This is a genomic window from Mesorhizobium sp. M7A.F.Ca.ET.027.03.2.1 (assembly GCF_003999175.1).
GTDB lineage: Bacteria > Pseudomonadota > Alphaproteobacteria > Rhizobiales > Rhizobiaceae > Mesorhizobium.
On sequence record NZ_RZOM01001947.1, the window covers coordinates 1 to 411 of the forward strand.

Consider the following 411-nt stretch of genomic DNA (forward strand, 5'->3'; position numbering starts at 1 on the left):
TTGGGTGACACCGCGACGAACTTCGTAGACGGTTTCGACGCTGTCCCGCCAGGTGCGCACCGTGTAAGGGTCGGAGAACTTGAAGGCCGCATGGCGGCCTTTACCGTTGCGGCCATACGGGTTTCGGGGAGGGGAGTCTGACAGATCCTCGGGCGGCCCCGACTTGGTGCCCTCGTCGGCAAGGCGATTGTAGTCAAGCGTATTCCAACGCCTCTCGAACTGCGCCGGGGTCATCCCTTTGCCGTTGTCAGTGATGGAAAATCGGATGTCTTGGCTGCGCTTGGGCCAGACTATATCCACCTTGGTCGCGTAGGCGTCCCAAGCATTCGCGACAAGTTCAACGATGGCCACTGCAGGATCGGAAATGATCGGCCCTGCATATTTGTCCAGGAAACGGTCATCGAACAGGAC

At 59.1% G+C, this 411-nt stretch carries 1 protein-coding gene; it reads right to left on the reverse strand.

What is annotated here, in order from left to right:
• The coding region (locus tag EN750_RS38915) for an ATP-binding protein (protein ID WP_189526894.1) at window positions 1–411 on the reverse strand (411 nt) is incomplete at both ends.